Source organism: Buttiauxella agrestis ATCC 33320 (assembly GCF_000735355.1).
Taxonomy (GTDB): domain Bacteria; phylum Pseudomonadota; class Gammaproteobacteria; order Enterobacterales; family Enterobacteriaceae; genus Buttiauxella; species Buttiauxella agrestis.
On record NZ_JMPI01000020.1, the window covers coordinates 63,603 to 83,572 of the forward strand.

At 49.9% G+C, this 19,970-nt stretch carries 17 protein-coding genes; 7 read left to right on the forward strand and 10 right to left on the reverse strand.

Annotated features, from left to right (window positions below; all coding sequences use genetic code 11):
- The first annotated feature begins 110 nt into the window (after window positions 1-110).
- Window positions 111-1,559, forward strand: coding sequence for a tRNA uracil 4-sulfurtransferase ThiI (thiI, locus tag GBAG_RS03995; RefSeq protein ID WP_034493702.1), 1,449 nt, complete (start codon window positions 111-113; stop codon window positions 1,557-1,559).
- Window positions 1,560-1,645: 86 nt separating this feature from the next.
- On the opposite strand, the gene yajL is transcribed toward thiI, so the two are convergent.
- Complete coding sequence (gene yajL / locus GBAG_RS04000; protein WP_034493703.1) at window positions 1,646-2,239, reverse strand: protein deglycase YajL; 594 nt, start codon at window positions 2,237-2,239, stop codon at window positions 1,646-1,648.
- Window positions 2,199-3,113, reverse strand: a complete 915-nt coding sequence (gene panE / locus GBAG_RS04005; protein WP_034493704.1) for a 2-dehydropantoate 2-reductase — start codon at window positions 3,111-3,113, stop codon at window positions 2,199-2,201. The genes yajL and panE overlap by 41 nt, the downstream gene beginning before the upstream one ends.
- Window positions 3,114-3,240: 127 nt before the next feature.
- On the opposite strand from panE, the gene GBAG_RS04010 reads away from it, so the two are divergent.
- A complete protein-coding gene (locus GBAG_RS04010; RefSeq protein ID WP_034493706.1) occupies window positions 3,241-3,732 on the forward strand; it encodes a YajQ family cyclic di-GMP-binding protein in 492 nt (163 codons plus the stop codon).
- Window positions 3,733-3,826: 94 nt separating this feature from the next.
- Here the strand turns inward: GBAG_RS04010 and GBAG_RS04015 are convergent, their stop codons facing one another.
- From GBAG_RS04015 to GBAG_RS04050, 8 genes are all read right to left on the reverse strand, one after another.
- Window positions 3,827-5,188, reverse strand: coding sequence for an MFS transporter (locus GBAG_RS04015; protein WP_034493707.1), 1,362 nt, complete (start codon window positions 5,186-5,188; stop codon window positions 3,827-3,829).
- Window positions 5,189-5,306: 118 nt separating this feature from the next.
- Complete coding sequence (cyoE, locus tag GBAG_RS04020; RefSeq protein ID WP_034493708.1) at window positions 5,307-6,194, reverse strand: heme o synthase; 888 nt, start codon at window positions 6,192-6,194, stop codon at window positions 5,307-5,309.
- A gap of 11 nt (window positions 6,195-6,205) precedes the next feature.
- Window positions 6,206-6,535, reverse strand: coding sequence for a cytochrome o ubiquinol oxidase subunit IV (locus GBAG_RS04025; protein ID WP_034493709.1), 330 nt, complete (start codon window positions 6,533-6,535; stop codon window positions 6,206-6,208).
- On the reverse strand, window positions 6,535-7,149 hold the full coding sequence (locus GBAG_RS04030) for a cytochrome o ubiquinol oxidase subunit III (RefSeq protein ID WP_034493710.1): 615 nt from the start codon (window positions 7,147-7,149) through the stop codon (window positions 6,535-6,537). The genes GBAG_RS04025 and GBAG_RS04030 overlap by 1 nt, the downstream gene beginning before the upstream one ends.
- Window positions 7,139-9,130: a cytochrome o ubiquinol oxidase subunit I gene (gene cyoB, locus GBAG_RS04035; protein ID WP_034493711.1), complete on the reverse strand. Its 1,992-nt coding sequence runs from the start codon at window positions 9,128-9,130 to the stop codon at window positions 7,139-7,141. Before cyoB ends, GBAG_RS04030 begins: the two co-directional genes overlap by 11 nt.
- Window positions 9,131-9,149: 19 nt before the next feature.
- Window positions 9,150-10,097, reverse strand: coding sequence for a cytochrome o ubiquinol oxidase subunit II (gene cyoA / locus GBAG_RS04040; RefSeq protein WP_034493712.1), 948 nt, complete (start codon window positions 10,095-10,097; stop codon window positions 9,150-9,152).
- A 474-nt stretch (window positions 10,098-10,571) separates the two neighbouring features.
- The gene (ampG, locus tag GBAG_RS04045) at window positions 10,572-12,047 is read right to left on the reverse strand and encodes a muropeptide MFS transporter AmpG (RefSeq protein WP_034493713.1); all 1,476 of its coding nucleotides are present in this window, start codon (window positions 12,045-12,047) and stop codon (window positions 10,572-10,574) included.
- A gap of 48 nt (window positions 12,048-12,095) precedes the next feature.
- Window positions 12,096-12,674, reverse strand: a complete 579-nt coding sequence (locus GBAG_RS04050) for a lipoprotein (protein ID WP_034457986.1) — start codon at window positions 12,672-12,674, stop codon at window positions 12,096-12,098.
- A gap of 305 nt (window positions 12,675-12,979) precedes the next feature.
- On the opposite strand from GBAG_RS04050, the gene bolA reads away from it, so the two are divergent.
- The 5 genes from bolA to lon all read left to right on the forward strand — a co-directional run bounded on the left by bolA (window position 12,980) and on the right by lon (window position 19,857).
- On the forward strand, window positions 12,980-13,297 hold the full coding sequence (gene bolA, locus GBAG_RS04055; RefSeq protein ID WP_034457988.1) for a transcriptional regulator BolA: 318 nt from the start codon (window positions 12,980-12,982) through the stop codon (window positions 13,295-13,297).
- 356 nt (window positions 13,298-13,653) lie between these two features.
- The gene (tig, locus tag GBAG_RS04060) at window positions 13,654-14,952 is read left to right on the forward strand and encodes a trigger factor (RefSeq protein ID WP_034493714.1); all 1,299 of its coding nucleotides are present in this window, start codon (window positions 13,654-13,656) and stop codon (window positions 14,950-14,952) included.
- 338 nt (window positions 14,953-15,290) lie between these two features.
- A complete protein-coding gene (clpP, locus tag GBAG_RS04065) occupies window positions 15,291-15,914 on the forward strand; it encodes an ATP-dependent Clp endopeptidase proteolytic subunit ClpP (RefSeq protein ID WP_034457992.1) in 624 nt (207 codons plus the stop codon).
- A gap of 130 nt (window positions 15,915-16,044) precedes the next feature.
- Window positions 16,045-17,319: an ATP-dependent protease ATP-binding subunit ClpX gene (gene clpX, locus GBAG_RS04070; RefSeq protein ID WP_034457994.1), complete on the forward strand. Its 1,275-nt coding sequence runs from the start codon at window positions 16,045-16,047 to the stop codon at window positions 17,317-17,319.
- Window positions 17,320-17,502: 183 nt separating this feature from the next.
- A complete protein-coding gene (gene lon / locus GBAG_RS04075; RefSeq protein WP_034493715.1) occupies window positions 17,503-19,857 on the forward strand; it encodes an endopeptidase La in 2,355 nt (784 codons plus the stop codon).
- Window positions 19,858-19,970: the final 113 nt, after the last annotated feature.

Consider the following 19,970-nt stretch of genomic DNA (forward strand, 5'->3'; position numbering starts at 1 on the left):
GTGATATACTTGCGCGCCTCGGATGCAGCGGCAACTCGCCGTTGCAGTTCTTTAAGTCTTCCAGCCCGCATGATTAGTCATGCCTGGCTCATCAACGAATCTAAGCCGCCATGAAGTTTATCATTAAATTGTTCCCGGAAATCACCATCAAGAGTCAATCTGTGCGCATACGCTTTATTAAGATGCTCACCGGGAACATTCGCAACGTTTTAAAGCACTACGATGAAGACCTGGCGGTTGTTCGCCATTGGGACAACATTGAAGTTCGCGCTAAAGATGAAAATCAGCGCATCGCCATTCGTGAAGCGCTGACCCGCATTCCTGGTATCCACCACATTCTTGAAGTTGAAGATGTGCCGTTTACCGATTTGCATAATATCTTCGAACAGGCGCTGGAGCTTTATCGTGAGCAACTGGAAGGAAAAACCTTCTGCGTGCGAGTGAAACGTCGTGGTAAGCATGAGTTTAGTTCGATTGAAGTTGAACGTTACGTCGGCGGTGGCCTGAATCAGCACATTGAATCGGCGCGTGTAAAACTGACTAAGCCTGATGTGACCGTTAATCTGGAAATTGAAAACGACCGTCTGCTGCTGGTGAAAGGGCGTTATGAAGGTATCGGTGGTTTCCCGATTGGCACGCAAGAAGATGTGTTATCGCTGATTTCTGGTGGTTTCGACTCCGGTGTTTCCAGCTACATGCTGATGCGTCGCGGTTGCCGCGTGCATTACTGCTTTTTTAACCTCGGTGGTGCGGCGCATGAAATCGGCGTTAAACAAGTCGCGCATTATCTGTGGAACCGTTTCGGCAGCTCCCACCGCGTGCGTTTCGTGGCGATCAACTTTGAACCTGTTGTTGGCGAAATCCTCGAGAAAGTCGAAGACGGCCAGATGGGCGTGGTGCTTAAACGTATGTTCGTGCGTGCGGCTTCCCGTGTTGCAGAGCGCTACGGCGTGCAGGCACTGGTTACTGGCGAAGCGCTAGGCCAGGTTTCCAGCCAGACGCTGACCAACCTGCGTTTAATCGACAACGTTTCCGATACGCTGATTCTGCGCCCGCTTATTTCTCACGATAAAGAGCACATCATCGATCTGGCGCGTGAAATCGGTACCGCTGATTTCGCTCGTACCATGCCGGAATATTGCGGTGTTATCTCGAAAAGCCCGACCGTAAAAGCAGTGAAGGCGAAGATTGAAGCAGAAGAAGCCAACTTCGATTTCTCGATTCTCGATCGTGTCGTTGAAGAAGCTACCAACATCGACATCCGTGAAATTGCCAATCAGAGCAAAGAAGTGGTAACGGAAGTTGAAACCGTTGGCGAATTTGGCCCGAATGACGTGTTGCTGGATATTCGTTCTATCGACGAACAAGACGATAAGCCATTTAAGCCAGAAGGTGTGGAAGTGGCGTCGCTGCCATTCTACAAACTCAGCACTGCTTTTGGCGATTTGGATCAGAGCAAAACTTATTTGCTGTGGTGCGACCGTGGCGTGATGAGCCGTTTGCAGGCGCTGTATCTGCGTGAGCAAGGTTTTGAGAACGTGAAGGTTTATCGCGCTTAATTCCACGCCCTCATCCCAGCCTTCTCCCCCAGGAGAAGAACGGTTTTTCCCCTCTCCCTCAGGGAGAGGGCCAGGGTGAGGGTGGTTTAGTAATCCCTGTAACTGTAAATTCCCGCCGCCATCACCAATTGCTGTGAAACCTCATGAGCTTTTTCACGGCTCACCAGCAAATCAATAATCTTCAGCGCGAAATCTATTGCCGTACCCGGCCCCTGGCTGGTCAGCAGATTGACGCGTGGGTCCCAGACGATACGTTTATCCTGCCATTGTGCTTCCGGAATCGTCTCTTTCAGACCCGGATAACCTGTCATATTCGCTATTGGGAATAATTCATGCGGAACTAAAACCGTCCCAGCTGCGGCACAAATCGCGGCCACGATACGCCCGGAAAGATGGAACTGGCGCACGGTTTCAACCAGCAGTGGACTGTCGCGGAAACATTCCGCACCTTTTAAGCCGCCCGGCAACACGATGATATCGAACTCACCGTCCGCCACTTCAACCAGCGGGGCATCTGCCAGCAGTTTTACCCCTCGTGAACAGACAATCGTGAGATTTCCGTCACTGGCAACGCTGGCGGTCGTCACGCTGATTCCGGCTCGCACCAGAAGATCGATGGTGGTAACGGCTTCCGTTTCTTCAGTTCCAGGAGCCAGGCAAACCAGTGCTCGTGCGCTCATACTCATTCTCCTTACGCTTAATCAGCTCATACAAGCGGCTGTTCACCGGCACTGAAAGGCCATGGGCGCGCGCGCGTTGCAGTAAATAACCGGTAATGTAATCAATCTCGGTGTGACGTTGCACCCGAACATCCTGAAGCATCGAAGAGATGTTCGCAGCGGTGCTTTCGATAACTTCTTCGACATAAAAAAGCAGCGCTTCGGCTGATGTATGGTGGCCTTCACGTTCCATCACCATCGCGACTTCATTGCAAATTTGGCTCACTTCGCCAGGGTAGTGACGCAATTCCCCATTAGGGCAATTGTAGAGCGCGGTGAGCGGGTTAACCACGCAGTTCACCGCCAGCTTCTTCCAGTTAGCCGCCATAATATTGTTGTGCCAGGCTATTTCCGGTAAAGCGTGGTGCAGCATATCGGCCAGAAAACTAAAATCGTTGCCTGCTGCATTGCCGGGACCAATATGCGTGATGCCGTTAGCAACGTGAATAATCATATTGCCATCATGACGTGCTGCGTGCGTAGTGACTCCAGTCAATAACGGTTGAGATAGTGTGGCGAGTTCCTCAAGCGTACCCATTCCATTGTGCAAAAGCAGAATTGGGCAGGCGATGGGAAGCCGCGCTGCGAGTGTTTTCACCGCAGTGGAAACCTGCCAGGCTTTAAGTGTGACCAGCAATAATTCGCTGCTGGCGAGAAAATCAGGATCGTTGGCCGTCAGCGTTTGGTTAAACACGCTACCGTCGGTTTCGAGTACATTGACATGGCAAAAAGGCTGCGGCACACGCAACCATCCCTGAACCTCATGTCCTTGCTTATAAAGTGATGCCAGCCAAAGTTGGCCAAGTGCACCGCAACCCAGTACGGTGATTTTCATTTTGCCTCCTGCCAGCAGATGTTTGTCTTAATCTATATTATACAGAGCTCTCTACTGCTTTAACGGGTTGTTTTGCGTGGCCCAGCAGGTATTATGCAACGCAACAAAAAGAGAGGGAGAAGAAAGCATGCCATCTTTTGACATTGTGTCTGAAATTGATATCCAGGAAGTGCGTAACGCGATTGAAAACGCGGAGCGTGAGGTTGCTACTCGTTTTGACTTCCGCAATGTACCGGCGACATTTGAACTGAATGAGAAAAATCAGTCCATTAAAGTAGCCAGTGAGTCTGACTTCCAGGTCAACCAGCTGTTGGATATTCTTCGTGCCAAGCTGCTTAAGCGCGGTATCGAAGGGGCTTCAATTGATGTGCCGGAAGAGTTCGTGCACAGCGGTAAAACCTGGAGCGTTGAAGCGAAGCTCAAACAGGGCATTGAAGCTGCGATTGCCAAGAAAATTGTGAAGCTGATTAAAGACAGCAAAACCAAGGTTCAGGTGCAGATTCAAGGCGAGGAGCTGCGTGTAACGGGCAAATCTCGCGACGATTTACAGGCCGCAATGGCGCTGGTTCGTGGCGGTGATTTGGGGCAGCCGTTCCAGTTTAAAAACTTCCGCGACTGATTTACGCCCTCACCCCGGCCCTTTCCCCCAGGAGAGGGGGAAAACCGATCAAAGGCCCTCTCCCTGTGGGAGAGGGGTAGGGTGAGGGGTGTTTTTACCCTTTTACCAACTGCTCAATCTCAAACCTGTTTGTCAGTTTGCTGTCTATCTTCACGTAAGCACTGCGTTCCTGCGCAATAATATTCACATCACTAACGCCTGGTTGTGCCAGCAAACGCTGCTTCAGCGTTTCGTCATTGGCCACATCTTCTGGTAATTCAATACGCAAGCTTGCGACATACGGTGGCTCAGTCATCGTGCTGCTTACCAGCAACCAAATCATTGCCAGCAATGCGCCCGCGAGGAAAACGGTTTGCGAATCAAATAATCCGTCAATCCAGCCGCCAAATGAACCGCCAATCGCCACACCCAGGAACTGGCTGGTGGAGTAAATTCCCATCGCTGTGCCTTTATAACCGGCTGGCGATTCTTTGCTGATAAGTGACGGTAAGATGGCTTCCATCAGGTTAAAGGCGAGGAAGAACAACTGCACGCCTAACACCAGTTCCCAGAAATGCGGGCCGGAACCCCACAGCACAATCTCAGCAATCAGCAGTAGCGCAACGCAGCCAACAAAAACGCGTTTCATGCGGCGTTTTACTTCCGCATAAATGATAAAGGGAACGACCGATGCGAAAGCAATGAGCATCGTGCACAAATAGATTTTCCAGTGCTCGGAGGCCGGGAAACCGGCTTGTTCGAGTTGACCGGGTAGGGCGACAAACGTCGACATCAACATGATGTGCAGGCACATGATGCCGAAGTTCAGCTTGAGTAATTTCGGTTCTGCCAGCACTTTGCTAAAGCAGCCTTTCACCATGCCGGACTCACGGTTTAGCACGTGGCTTTTAGAATTCGGCACCACCCAAAGGGTGATTAAAATGCCGCAGGTCGCCAGAATCGCAATCATCCAGAACAGCGCATTTAAGCCCAGGTTATGAGTGATTATTGGGCCGAGCACCATGGCAATGGCGAAAGTGACGCCAAAGCTGACGCCGATAAACGCCATGGCTTTGGTGCGATTCTGTTCGCGGGTTAAGTCTGAAAGTAGGGCCATAACCGCAGCGGCAATCGCGCCGGAGCCTTGCAATGCGCGGCCGAGGATCACGCCCCAGATGGAATCAGAAAGTGCGGCAATAACGCTGCCCAGCACGAAAATTAAGAGTCCGCCGATAATCAGCGGCTTGCGCCCAATTCGGTCGGAAAGTAGACCAAAAGGAATCTGGAAGATAGCCTGTGCGAGGCCATAAATACCGATGGCGATACCAATCAGCGCTTCGCTCGCGCCCTGGAGTGCCATGCCATAAGTGGTAAGAACCGGGAGCACCATAAACATGCCGAGCATGCGTAGTGAAAATACCGTGCCTAAACCCCACGTCGCACGTAACTCGACGGGCGTCATTTTATAATCGTTCATTACCACCTCTGATAAAAAGCCGGCCTTAGTGTAGTGCGTGGGAAAAGGAGGGTAAATGGATAGATTGTTAACACAAATAAAAAAGGGCGCAAATGCGCCCTTTTAAGAGGTTCACGACTTACCAGACGTAAGTCATCAGATTTTGTGAATCTGGCACCATAAAGTCGACTGACATCATTACGCTGAGTGAAGTGATGGCAACGATTGAAAAGACGAACAGTTTGCGCGCCCAGACTTTATCGTCTTCGACTTTATACCCACGCAATGCCATGCCTAACCACCAGACGCTTACTGCGGCGGCTACAACCAGATATTTCCATCCGGCATAACCGCCCAGTGACAGCATCAACGTTGCGACGGCAAAGGCGATGATATAAACCGTAATGTGGTTTTTTGCGACCGAAATCCCTTTAACCACCGGCAACACTGGAATGTTAGCGGCCTGGTAATCTTTAAAGCGGAAGATGGCAATCGCATAGGAATGCGGCATCTGCCACAGGCTAAAGATAGCCAGCAGGATCAAAGCACCGGCATCAAATTCATTGGTGACAGCGCAGTAACCAATAACCGGCGGTGCGGCACCGGACAGGCTACCGATCAGCGTGCCGTAGACGGAGTGGCGCTTCATGTACAGGCTATAAACGCCGACATAAACCACAAAGCCCATCACGCCTAACCACATGGCCAGCGGGTTAGCACCAAACCACAGCAGCATGAAGCCAGCAATACCCAACAAGGTGGCGTATACCAGCGAGGTTTTCGGCGCAATCAGGCCTTTGACCAGAACCCTGTTCTTGGTTCTCTCCATTTTGCGGTCGATGTCGCGGTCAATAAAGTTGTTATAAACACAACCCGATGCCACGACCAACGACACCCCAACCAGGGTGGAGATAAACAGGGTGTAATCAATACTGCCCTTTGAGGCCAGTAAAAATCCGCCAATGACAGAAATTAAATTGCCGAAAATAATTCCTGGTTTAGTGACTTGTAGGTACCGCTTCATCATATAGGCTGCTCTTAGTGAACCATCATGTTCTGGTTGAGGTTCCACATAATCCAGATAGAGCCGACCACCAGAATGGCAATTATTAGCGCAGTAAAGGCAAAGGCTACCAGGTTCCAACGTTCCTCAGAAGAGGTGTTCATGTGCAGGAAGCACACCAGGTGAACCAAAATCTGTACTACCGCACTACCCAGCACCACGCCAAGAATCACGGCGTGGGAGGCAGTACCTGTCATGACCATCCAGAACGGAATTGCCGTCAGGATGATCGACAGGATAAAACCTGTCATGTAGGTTTTAACGCTACCGTGGTGGGCGCCAGCGTGTTCATTTGAATGGCTCATTACATCGCCCCCATCAGATAAACAACCGAGAATACGCAGATCCATACTACGTCCAGGAAGTGCCAGAACAGGCTCAGGCACATCAGGCGAGTGCGGTTAGCACTGGTCAAGCCGCGGCGATAGACATGGAACATCATCAACGCCATCCAGACCAGGCCAGAAGTTACGTGCAGACCGTGCGTACCGACCAGGGCAAAGAAGCCTGACAGGAAGCCGCTACGATCCGGCCCGAAACCTTCCACAATCAGATGATGGAATTCATAGATTTCCATCGCGACGAAGCCCGCACCGAACAGGAAGGTCATCGCAAGCCAGGAAATAACCTGGCTCTTGTTGCCTTTGTTCATGGCGATAATCGCCATGCCGTAGGTGATGGAGCTGAATAACAGCAGGGCAGTTTCAACCAGCACAAATGGCAGTTCGAAAATGTCTTTCCCTGTCGGACCGCCGGCAGTGCCGTTCACCAGAACGGCATAGGTAGCAAACAAGCAACAGAACAGAATGCAGTCGCTCATCAGGTAGATCCAGAAACCAAAGACTTTGTTGGTTCCTGCATCGTGATGCCCATGCTCCGCAGCGTGGGCGTTAGCGTGAGTGAGAGTTTCAGTTGACATTTTTCAGCCCTGCTTTGGTAATTTCATCGAAGTGCTGGTTTTCCAGTTTTTCGACTTCCGCAACCGGAACGTAGTAATCCACATCTTCGTCGAAGCTTTTCGCAATCCAGGTGATGATGATGCCTGCAAACGCTGCAATCGCCATCCACCAGATGTGCCAGATCATCGCGAAACCAAACACGGTAGCGAACGCGGCAATCACGATGCCCGCACCGCTGTTACGTGGCATATGAATTTCTTCATAGTGCGTTGGCTGCTTGTACGCTTCGCCTTTCTCTTTCATTTCCCAGAATGCATCACGTTCATGAACGTGCGGCAAGTGAGCAAAGTTGTAGAACGGAGGAGGGGAAGAAGTTGACCACTCCAGCGTACGGCCACCCCACGGGTCACCTGTCAGGTCACGGTTCTGCTCACGGTCACGAATAGAGACGTAGAACTGAATCAGCTGAGACAGAATACCCAGAGCAATCAGGCCCGCACCACAAGCTGCAACAACCAGCAGAGTGTGGAACTGTGGATCAATCTGTTGACTCAGGCGACGGGTCATACCCATGAAGCCCAACACGTACAGCGGCATAAATGCGACGAAGAAGCCGATGATCCAGAACCAGAAGGCACGTTTACCCCAGGTTTCGTTCAGGGTGAAGCCGAAGGCTTTTGGCCACCAGTAAGTCAGGCCAGCGAAGCAACCGAATACCACACCACCGATAATCACGTTATGGAAGTGAGCAATCAGGAACAGGCTGTTGTGCAGTACGAAGTCAGCACCCGGAACCGCTAACAGAACACCGGTCATGCCACCAATAGAGAAGGTGACGATGAAGCCAATGGTCCACAGCATCGCGGAGTTGAACTCGATACGACCCTGATACATGGTGAACAGCCAGTTGAAGATCTTCACCCCTGTTGGGATGGCGATGATCATTGTGGCGATACCGAAGAAGGCGTTGACGTTCGCGCCGCTGCCCATGGTGAAGAAGTGGTGCAGCCAAACGATGAACGACAGTACCGTAATCGCGATGGTCGCCCACACCAGAGAGGTGTAACCGAACAGGCGTTTTTTCGAGAATGTCGCAACCACTTCGGAGAACACACCAAACACAGGCAGTACCAGGATATAAACTTCCGGGTGGCCCCATGCCCAGATGAGGTTGATATACATCATCATGTTGCCACCCATATCATTGGTAAAGAAATGGGTGCCAAGGTAGCGGTCAAGGGTTAACAGTGCGACGGTCACGGTAAAGATTGGGAATGCCGCGATAATCAGTACGTTGGTACACAGCGAAGCCCAGGTAAACACCGGCATTTTGAACATAGTCATGCCAGGCGTACGCATATTCAGGATAGTCACGAAGAAGTTAATACCCGTTAATGTCGTACCGATACCCGAGAGCTGGAGTGCCCATATCCAGTAGTCGACGCCGACCCCGGGACTGTACTCTATGCCCGATAGCGGCGGATAAGCCACCCAACCGGTCTGTGCGAATTCACCCACCCCAAGAGACAGGTTAACCAACACCACGCCTACAACAGTGAACCAGAAGCTCAGGTTGTTCAGGAATGGGAAGGCAACGTCACGCGCACCAATCTGCAGCGGCACGACGATGTTCATCAGGCCGATAACAAATGGCATCGCCACGAAGAAGATCATGATTACGCCGTGGGCAGTAAAGATCTGGTCGTAGTGATGAGGTGGCAAGAAACCTGCTTCTCCGGCGGAAGCCAGAACCTGCTGGCTACGCATCATGATGGCGTCAGCAAAGCCACGCAGAAGCATGACGATTGCGACAATCACGTACATTATGCCGAGGCGTTTGTGGTCAACCGAGGTGAACCACTCTTTCCATAAATATTCCCACTTACCGAAGTAAGTGATAGCTGCAACTAGCGCCAGTCCCCCGACGATAATTGCTGCCACCGTAACCATGACAATGGGTTCATGGTATGGGATTGCATCCAGTGTAAGTTTTCCGAACATCGTATTATTCCTCGGCCCCTTAGTGAGAGGTTTCCGCGTGACTCATGTCCATGCCTTCCATTCCTTCGTGCGCTGCATGCTCGCCTTCAGGTTGGGTCATGTCCATGCTCTTCCCGTGCCCCATGAATTTGTTAATAACGTCTTTAAACAAATCTGGCTTAACAGCGGAGAAGTATTCGACTTTGTTGTATTCGCTAGGCTGTGCCAGTTTCTCGTAAGTTGCCATATCGTTCATGACTTCCGGAGACTGTTTGGCTTTAGCTACCCACTGGTTAAAGGTGTCCATATCTGGGGTGGCGATTGCCTTGAACTTCATCCCAGAGAAACCTTTACCGCTGTAGTTAGACGAAATACCGTCGTAGGTGCCTGATTCGTCTGCAATCAGGTGCAATTTAGTTTGCATACCTGCCATTGCGTAGATTTGGCTGCCCAGGCGCGGAATAAAGAAGGAGTTCATCACCGAGTTAGAGGTGATTTTGAATTCCACCGGGGTGTTGGCCGGGAAGGCAATTTCATTGACCGTAGCAATACCTTGCTCTGGGTAGATGAAGAACCATTTCCAGTCCATAGCGATAACTTCGATGGTCACCGGCTTCGCATCGTGAACAAGCGGTTTGCTTGGTTCAAGAGCGTGCGTGGTTTTCCAGGTTAGTACCGCGAGGAAGATGACGATAAGGATAGGAATCGTCCAGACCACAGCTTCAACTTTGTTCGAGTGCGACCAGTTGGGGCTGTATTTGGCGTTTTTGTTTGATGCACGATATTTCCAGGCAAAACCGATAGCCATTGCGATAGCGGGTATAACGACTATCAACATCAGACCGATCGCTGTCAGTATCAATGAACGTTGTTCCAGTCCAATTTGTCCTTTGGGGTCCAGAAGTGCAGAATCACAGCCACTCAGTAAAAAAGTGCCTGTAATTAATGCCAACCATCCCAAACTTTTATTGTATTTCCTGAGTCTCATTTAACGACCTCAATTCCGGGGAGCTCTAATTGTCGTTTAAAGTGTGGAGGCATTTTACGGGAAGGTTACATTACTGTAAACATGAATGGCATAGTGTCAGTGTGGTGTTACTGGGTTCTGCCAACAATGTCACATAGAATGCAACAAACTGTAAAATCTCGAGATAGGCCGCGGCCCGGCAAGGTTATAACGAAAACCTATGTTGCCATAAATAGTACAGGTTAATTGGTATAACCAATCATTTTGTTAAACATAAATTTAACAAGTTAGCATCAATTGACAAACGAATTGATCTACAAATTTAATTAACCAAAAGCTGAATCGGTTAAAGGCAGGGTGAAAATAATTTCTCTGCTAATTATGTAAAAAAAGAGTCTTGCTTTCGGGAAATAATTCACTCAACTTATTGTCTGCGTATTAATTGAACAATATAGTCACGCGTCGAAACTTATTATTAATATTTATCTGGCGGTTTTAGACCAACGCCGTTTTTCGCAAAGCCAGATAATCAAGCAGCCCACCAAACAAAATCCCCCCAATTGCAAATAATGCCCCCCATTCGAGGAACTGAATGTTGAAGGCCCAGTTTGTGAGGCCGATGGCATTGGTAATCAACACAACCAACCACACCGCGAGAAGTGCGCAGCCCAGCATTAATGCGCGAAGCGCAATGCGATAGGCCGATGAAAATTCACTGCGTGGAATGAAGCTATCGTTATTTTGCGTATATTCCAGCGTCGTTTTGCAAACTAAAAGCAGCAAGATGCCGGGTACCGCGGCGACCACGGAAAATAAGTAAAACGTAGGCCAACCCTGGGCTTCAACAAACCAACCGGCTATTGGCCCGACATAAACACGACCTACAGCCGAAAGAGCCGATAACAAAGCGAATTGGGTCGCGGAAAAAGATTTATTACACAGTGTCATCAGAAGGGCGACAAATGCTGCCGTACCCATCCCGCCGCAGAGATTTTCAAAGAAGACAGCGCTCGCCATGCTGATCATATTTTTGTCGGTCACCGAGAGGATCCAGTAACCCGCATTGGACACCGCCTGCAAAATGCCAAAGATCAGCAACGCGCGGAACAGCGACAGGCGTTGCATCAAAATGCCGCCGTACAATGCGCCAATAATGGTGGCAATCAGCCCCAGCGTTTTATTCACGACGCCGACTTCACCGGCATCAAAACCCACACCGCGAATCAAAAACGTGGTCGTTAAACTCATGGCAAACGCATCGCCGAGTTTGTACAACACAATCAGCAGCAGGATAAGCCAGGCATTATTGCGCCCAAAGAAATCACGCAAAGGGGCGACAACGGCTTGTTCAAGGCTTTTTGGAACGGGGATCGCATCAGTCGGTTCAGGCGCAAACAAAGTGGCAATGATACAAGGCAACATTAATGCCGCCATCAGCCAATACATGCCTTGCCAGCCGAGGTATCTATCCGCAAGCCAGAGCGCCAAACCACCAGAAACCAGCATCGCCAGGCGATAACCCAACACACTGATTGCTGCGCCCGTGCCGCGTTCTTCTGCCGGAAGAATATCGGTTTTCCAGGCGTCAAAGACAATATCTTGTGAAGCCGAGCAGAAAGCAATGATGACCGCTAGCGCCGCCATCCAACGCAACTGCGAGCCGGGTTCAAGGAAGCCCATGCCCGCAATAGCAATCAATAACAAGACTTGGGTAATCAGCAGCCAACCACGACGACGCCCCAGCAGCGGCGGCGTATATCTGTCCATAATCGGCGACCACAGAAACTTAAACACATAGGCTTGCCCGACGAGCGAGAAGAAACCAATGGTTTTAAGATCGATGTTTTCCACCGTCATCCATGCTTGTAGCGTGCCGGAGGTGAGGGCGAGAGGGAGGCCGGACGCAAAGCCTAAAATCAGAAGAATGGCTGATTTAGGTTGCTGGAAGAGACGCAGATAATGGTTGGGCATACTTTGCTCTACAGCCAGCCCGCATGACACGGGCTGGTGGGGTATTGATTAACGAGCGTTCTGCTTAATAAAGTCGTGAACGCTGGTGTCCTGAGCCATATCAGCAATGGTATCAGTCAATACGGAGTTCACCGCGTTGGCGATATTCTTGTTGGTAGCCTGGAACGCCCCTTCTACGTTATAGCTAGAACGGTAGTTTTTGGTCATCTTGTTGCCATTTTTTGCTGTCGCAATGATCACGATGTCAGCTTTAGTGGCGATGTTGTAGCGCACGCTGCCCTGAGACACGTCAGCAAATAACTGGTTTACGATGATTTGCAGATCAACCGGGCTGTTTGGCCCAACCATGTAACCACGTGCAGTCATCTGTTTTTCCAGCACTTCTTGCAGCAAGAAGCGCAGGTCACGAGATGGAGTCAGCGTAACCAGTTGGTTATCACGGGTGACTTTCGCCAGCGCCTGGTCTTTACGTTGATCAGCACCGTTGATGCTTACAGTTACGCCCATCAGGCTTGGGTCTTGCTGTGGCAAGCTGATCGTCGGAGAAACATCAATGGTCGTTGGTGGTGTTGCGCAGCTGGCCAGCATAAATACGGCGACCAACGGGAATAATAATTTTTTTAACATGTTCGCTATCTCAATGTACTCAAGGGGCAGGCAGATAAAAAATCACGCCATCATAACACTGCGGTTGCCCAGTGGAAGTAGCTAACGCACGTAATTTCATCGCGTTGCGCTTTTTCTGAGCGGTTGCAAAGCTATCTGACCACTTTGCCCCCAATTAGTGCCGTAATCACATTAAGCTACAGGGGCTTGGCTCAGAAAATAGGACGAAAGCTAAATAATTGTTGGAATTCCGTTAATAAAACGGCTAAAAGCGGCTAACATTTAAAGGGATGAGTGGCATCTCTACGTAGTCGAGGAGAAAGTTCATGATGATGCGCGAGCAAATAGAATCAAAATTAAGGGCAGCGTTTGAACCCGTGATCCTGGAAGTCGCGGATGAAAGCTATCGTCACAATGTCCCGGCGGGTTCAGAGAGTCATTTTAAAGTGGTTCTGGTCAGCGATCGTTTTGTGGGTGAGCGTTTTTTAAATCGTCATCGTATGATTTATGGCACTTTAAGTGCGGAACTCTCGTCCACAGTGCATGCGCTGGCCCTGCACACCTATACCATTAAGGAATGGGAAGGATTGCATGACACTATTCTCGCCTCCCCACCTTGTCGTGGAGCAGGTTCAATCGCCTGAAGTTAACCTTCAGGCTTGCAACTAAGGGAACTTTTCCTTTATGTTGCGGTATATGAATCGTGTTTTACAAAACGGCCTGCGGGCCGTTTTGTTTTGTCTGAAATAACCCTTGTTTTTCCAGGGGCAGGACAATAAATCCAAAAGAACTGTGAAAAGGGCCGCAGCAACACTGTGTTGCCGTTCTCGACTCACCTTGGTGATGCCGCTATAATGCTGCGTCTTATTTTTCGGAATGTCTTCGGGACGATTCTGACGACAGGGAATGTGATTCTGATTCAGAAGGCATCCCGGTTCTGTGGAGCGCAAATGAGCACTTCCAGAGTTGACCGAGCACTGTGATTTTTTGAGGTAACAAGATGCAAGTTTCAGTTGAAACCACTCAGGGCCTTGGCCGCCGTCTCACGATTACTATCGCTGCAGACAGCATCGAAACCGCTGTAAAAAGCGAGCTGGTCAACGTGGCAAAGAAAGCCCGTATCGACGGTTTCCGTAAAGGAAAAGTGCCGATGACTGTTATCGCACAACGCTATGGCGCTTCTGTTCGCCAGGACGTGTTGGGCGAACTGATGAGCCGCAACTTCGTTGACGCGATCATCAAAGAAAAAATTAATCCAGCTGGCGCACCAAACTACGTTCCAGGCGAATACAAACTGGGCGAAGACTTCACCTACGCGGTTGAGTTTGAAGTGTACCCAGAAGTTGAGCTGCAAGGTCTGGAAGCAATCGAAGTTGAAAAACCGGTTGTTGAAGTGACTGACGAAGACGTTGATGCAATGCTGGACACCCTGCGTAAGCAGCAGGCGACCTGGAAAGATTCTGACGCTGCTGTAACTGCAGAAGACCGCGTTACCATCGACTTCACCGGTTCTGTAGACGGCGAAGTATTCGAAGGCGGCAAAGCGTCTGACTTCGTACTGGCAATGGGCCAGGGTCGTATGATCCCTGGTTTCGAAGAAGGCCTGGTTGGTCACAAAGCTGGCGAAGAGTTCACTATCGAAGTGACCTTCCCGGAAGACTACCACGCTGAAAACCTGAAAGGTAAAGCGGCTAAGTTCGAGATCGTTCTGAAGAAAGTTGAAGAGCGTGAACTGCCAGAATTTACTGAAGAATTCATCAAACGTTTTGGCGTTGAAGATGGTTCAGTTGCGGGTCTGCGTACCGAAGTTCGTAAAAACATGGATCGTGAGCTGAAAGGCGCAGTGCGTAACCGCATCAAGTCTCAAGCAATCGACGGTCTGGTTAACGCGAACAACATCGACGTTCCAGCTGCACTGATCGACAGCGAAATCGACGTTCTGCGTCGCCAGGCTGCTCAGCGTTTTGGTGGCAACGAGAAACAAGCGCTGGAACTGCCACGTGAACTGTTCGAAGAACAAGCTAAACGTCGCGTAGTTGTTGGCCTGCTGTTGGGCGAAGTGATTCGTACCCACGAGCTGAAAGCTGACGAAGAACGCGTTAAAGGTCTGATCGAAGAAATGGCTTCTGCCTACGAAGATCCGACTGAAGTTATCGAGTTCTACGGCAAAAACAAAGAACTGATGGACAACATGCGTAATGTTGCTCTGGAAGAACAAGCTGTTGAAGCAGTACTGTCTAAAGCGAAAGTGTCTGAAAAAGCCACTACCTTTAGCGAACTGATGAACCAACAAGCGTAAGCATAATTTTTGGCATCATCGCCAAAATATTGCTGCATCAAGCCCGTCACCCAATGGTGGCGGGCTTTTTTTATCAGTGACTCCCTGAAAACACATCAATAAAACGCAGTTTCAGGGTTAGCGTAACAAGAAAAGGTTGTTATGCTTGAAACAGGGTAAGCTCATCCCCATAAATACGGGTATGGCTAGAAAACAGAACCCCTGACTGATAATCCGTCCATTTAAGGTTGGAGACGCAAGGAGCTTAGTCTTCTTTTAAGGAGCGTAGTCTTCTTTTATCGTCTCAAGTAGAATCAGTGCAGCAAGTATCGAAGGCTCAATTATTCCAGGAGACGGAAATGTCATACAGTGGCGAAAGAGATCAATTTGCACCCCATATGGCCCTGGTGCCGATGGTTGTTGAACAGACATCGCGTGGCGAGCGTTCATACGATATCTATTCCCGCTTGCTCAAGGAACGTGTCATCTTTATGACAGGCCAGGTCGAAGACCATATGGCTAACCTTATCGTAGCGCAGATGCTGTTCCTGGAAGCAGAAAACCCAGAAAAAGACATCTATCTCTATATCAACTCACCAGGTGGCGTCATTACCGCTGGGATGTCTATCTACGATACGATGCAATTTATTAAGCCGGATGTCAGCACTATCTGTATGGGACAGGCCTGTTCTATGGGGGCTTTCCTGCTGACCGCTGGTGCTAAAGGTAAGCGTTTCTGCTTGCCGAACTCACGAGTCATGATTCACCAGCCGCTGGGTGGCTATCAGGGGCAGGCAACGGATATCGAAATCCATGCGCGTGAAATCCTGAAAGTCAAAGCGCGTATGAACGAACTTATGGCGCAACACACGGGCAAATCTCTTGAAGAAATAGAGAGAGACACAGAGCGTGACCGTTTCCTCGCAGCAAGTGAGGCGGTAGAGTACGGCTTAGTTGACTCAATCCTGACTCACCGTAGCTAATGCCCGATAACAGTGAGCCGTATACTATAGTTACTGTAGTGGCTCATAGTGCGCTTACGATTGGCTGCGCCGTAGAATGGCACTTGCACCGTCTCGTACGGTGCAAAGAAACAGAAAAGAGGTTTTACCGATGACAGATAAGCGCAAAGACGGTTCAGGCAAACTGCTTTACTGCTCTTTTTGCGGCAAAAGCCAGCATGAAGTGCGTAAACTGATTGCCGGGCCGTCAGTGTATATCTGCGATGAGTGTGTCGACTTATGTAACGACATTATTCGCGAAGAGATTAAAGAGGTCGCACCGCACCGCGAGCGTAGTGCGCTGCCGACTCCGCATGAAATCCGTCACCATCTCGATGATTACGTCATCGGTCAGGAACAGGCTAAAAAAGTCCTGGCGGTTGCGGTTTATAACCATTACAAACGTCTGCGTAACGGCGACAGCACCAACGGTATCGAACTGGGCAAAAGTAATATTCTGCTCATCGGGCCGACGGGTAGCGGGAAAACCCTGCTGGCTGAAACCCTGGCGCGTTTGCTGGATGTTCCATTCACCATGGCAGATGCCACAACGTTAACCGAAGCGGGTTACGTGGGTGAAGACGTTGAAAACATCATCCAGAAACTGCTGCAAAAATGTGATTACGATGTGCAAAAAGCACAGCGCGGTATCGTGTATATCGATGAGATCGACAAAATCTCCCGCAAATCTGATAACCCGTCCATCACTCGTGATGTGTCTGGTGAAGGTGTGCAGCAGGCGTTGCTGAAACTTATCGAAGGTACCGTTGCAGCGGTTCCACCGCAGGGTGGACGTAAACATCCACAGCAAGAATTCTTGCAGGTTGATACCTCCAAGATTCTGTTTATCTGTGGTGGTGCATTCGCAGGCCTCGACAAAGTTATCGCTAACCGTGTCGAAACCGGTTCTGGTATCGGCTTTGGTGCGACCGTAAAAGGTAAGTCTCAGAAGGCGACTGAAGGGCAGTTACTGGGCCAGGTTGAGCCGGAAGATCTGATCAAATTTGGTCTGATCCCTGAGTTTATCGGCCGTCTGCCAGTGGTTGCAACGCTGACTGAACTGAGCGAAGAAGCACTGATCCAAATCCTGAAAGAACCGAAAAACGCCCTGACTAAGCAATATCAGGCGTTGTTCAATCTGGAAGGTGTGGATCTGGAATTCCGCGACGAAGCGCTGGATGCGATTGCCAAGAAAGCAATGGCACGTAAAACCGGTGCTCGTGGTCTGCGCTCCATCGTTGAAGGTGCACTGCTCGATACCATGTACGACCTTCCTTCCATGGAAGACGTCGAGAAAGTGGTGATTGACGAGTCCGTCATCGACGGTCAAAGCAAACCATTATTAATTTATGGTAAGCCAGAAGCGCAACAAGCATCCGGTGAATAATTCGCCAAAATAACCAGTCAGTTAGTATAAAAAGGGGGATTTATATCCCCCTTTTGCTTTTCCTTCATTCCTGCCATTGAATGTGCGGGAAACATCCCAATATACTGACTTACTTGTTGGTGATGCCATAAAAGCGGAGGCATTGCCCCATCACCAGGCGGACCTTAACTAAGAGAGAGCTCTATGAATCCTGAGCGTTCTGAACGCATTGAAATCCCCGTATTGCCATTGCGCGATGTGGTGGTTTATCCGCACATGGTAATTCCACTGTTTGTCGGGCGAGAAAAATCCATTCGTTGCCTGGAAGCGGCCATGGATCATGATAAAAAAATCATGCTGGTGGCGCAGAAAGAAGCCTCGACAGATGAGCCAGGTGTTAATGACCTGTTCTCAGTGGGAACCGTCGCATCCATTTTGCAAATGCTGAAACTGCCAGACGGCACGGTAAAAGTGCTGGTTGAAGGTTTACAGCGTGCGCGTATCACCACGCTTTCTGACAACGGTGACCATTTCTCAGCGCAGGCTGAGTACCTGAATTCGCCAGCTATCGAAGAGCGCGAACAGGAAGTGCTGGTGCGCACCGCAATTGGTCAGTTTGAAGGCTACATCAAGCTGAACAAAAAAATCCCGCCAGAAGTGCTGACATCGCTGAATAGCATTGATGATCCTGCTCGTCTGGCTGACACCATTGCGGCCCATATGCCATTGAAACTGACTGATAAACAGTCCGTTCTTGAGATGTCCGATATTAACGAACGTCTTGAATATCTGATGGCCATGATGGAGTCGGAAATCGATCTGCTGCAGGTTGAGAAGCGCATTCGCAACCGCGTTAAAAAGCAGATGGAAAAGAGCCAGCGTGAGTACTATCTGAACGAGCAAATGAAAGCCATTCAGAAAGAACTCGGCGAAATGGACGACACGCCAGATGAAAACGAAGCGCTAAAACGCAAAATCGACGCGGCTAAAATGCCGAAAGAAGCGCGTGAAAAAACCGAAGCGGAACTGCAAAAACTGAAAATGATGTCGCCAATGTCTGCGGAAGCTACCGTGGTTCGTGGTTACATTGATTGGATGGTGCAGGTTCCATGGAATGCGCGCAGTAAAGTGAAAAAAGATCTGCGTCAGGCGCAGGAAGTCCTCGATACCGATCACTACGGCCTTGAGCGCGTGAAAGATCGTATCCTGGAATACCTCGCAGTCCAGAGCCGCGTTAACAAGCTCAAAGGGCCAATCTTGTGCCTGGTAGGGCCTCCAGGTGTAGGTAAAACCTCACTGGGTCAGTCCATCGCACGTGCGACAGGACGTAAATATGTGCGCATGGCTTTGGGTGGCGTACGTGACGAAGCTGAAATTCGTGGGCACCGTCGTACTTACATCGGTTCCATGCCGGGAAAACTGATTCAGAAAATGGCGAAAGTGGGCGTTAAAAACCCATTATTCCTGTTGGATGAAATCGACAAAATGTCTTCTGATATGCGTGGCGATCCGGCATCTGCTCTGCTTGAAGTGCTTGATCCGGAACAGAACGTGGCGTTCAACGACCATTATCTGGAAGTGGATTACGATCTCAGCGATGTGATGTTTGTAGCAACGTCCAACTCCATGAATATTCCGGCGCCATTGCTGGATCGTATGGAAGTGATTCGTCTGTCCGGTTACACCGAAGATGAAAAACTGAATATTGCTAAACAACACCTGCTGACCAAGCAAATTGAACGCAACGCGCTGAAAAAAGGCGAAATTACCGTTCACGATAGCGCTATTACCGGCATCATTCGTTACTACACGCGTGAAGCAGGTGTGCGTAGTCTGGAACGTGAAATTTCCAAACTGTGTCGTAAAGCGGTTAAACAGTTGCTGCTGGATAAAACGCTCAAACACATCGAAATCGACGGCGATAACCTGAAAGATTTCCTTGGCGTGCAGCGCTTTGACTATGGTCGTGCAGACAGCGAAAACCGCGTAGGTCAGGTAACAGGCCTTGCGTGGACCGAAGTTGGCGGTGATTTGCTGACTATCGAAACCGCCTGTGTGCCGGGCAAAGGCAAGCTGACTTACACCGGTTCTTTGGGTGAAGTTATGCAGGAGTCTATCCAGGCTGCACTGACCGTGGTGCGCGCGCGTGCAGAGAAATTAGGCATCAATGCTGATTTCTATGAAAAACGCGACATCCACGTTCACGTACCGGAAGGTGCGACGCCGAAAGATGGCCCAAGCGCGGGTATTGCGATGTGTACCGCGCTGGTATCTTGCCTGACAGGTAATCCTGTTCGTGCAGATGTGGCGATGACCGGCGAAATCACACTGCGTGGTCAGGTTCTGCCAATCGGCGGTTTGAAAGAAAAACTGCTGGCGGCACACCGTGGCGGCATTAAAACTGTTCTGATTCCGGATGAAAATAAACGTGATCTGGAAGAGATTCCTGACAACGTTCTCGCCGACCTGGATATCCATCCGGTGAAGCGAATCGAGGAAGTTTTGGCTCTTGCCTTGCAGAATGAGCCTTACGGAATGCAGGTCGTCACCGCAAAATAGTGACCTGACGCATATTCAGTGCATAAAATCAGAGCTGGCTGGTGAATTGTCACTTGCCAGCTTTTTTTTGTATCGCTACTTTAGACTGCTGGTGATGCGTGCCATTAACAACG